The sequence below is a fragment of the Vibrio sp. Y176 genome (genome assembly GCF_033438945.1).
Genome location: NZ_JAWOQS010000765.1, coordinates 1 through 615, shown reverse-complemented (window position 1 = coordinate 615; position 615 = coordinate 1). Strand labels below are relative to the sequence as shown.

1 protein-coding gene is annotated in these 615 nt (G+C 47.5%); it reads left to right on the top strand.

Translation table 11 applies throughout. From position 1 onward, the window contains the following. Window positions 1–615 (top strand): argininosuccinate lyase (gene argH, locus R7O13_RS28535; protein WP_318305416.1); only part of this gene is annotated, 615 nt, incomplete at both ends.

The following is a 615-nucleotide window of genomic DNA, read 5'->3' as shown; positions in this document are numbered from 1 at the left end:
CAGCAACTTCTTATTGCACTTGATCGTCTGCAATCGCAAATGGTGCAAGTGGCGAAACAGCATCAAGGTACGGTTTTGCCTGGTTATACTCACTTACAACGTGCTCAGCCTGTGACGTTTGCTCATTGGTGTTTGGCGTATGTTGAAATGTTTGAGCGTGATTACTCACGTCTGAATGATGCGCTGCAACGTTTAGATACCTGTCCGCTAGGTTCTGGCGCATTAGCTGGTACTGCTTACCCAATTGATCGTGAACAACTGGCGCATAATCTTGGCTTTCATCGTGCTACGCGTAACTCACTCGATTCGGTATCGGATCGTGACCATGTGATGGAACTGATGTCTGTCGCTTCTATTTCTATGCTGCACTTGTCACGTCTCGCGGAAGATATGATTTTCTACAACTCAGGTGAGTCGAACTTCATTGAGTTGGCAGATACAGTGACATCTGGCTCGTCATTGATGCCACAGAAGAAAAACCCAGATGCGCTAGAGCTCATTCGTGGTAAGACTGGTCGCGTGTACGGCGCACTTGCTGGCATGATGATGACAGTCAAAGCCCTGCCACTGGCGTACAACAAAGACATGCAAGAAGACAAAGAAGGTTTGTTCGAT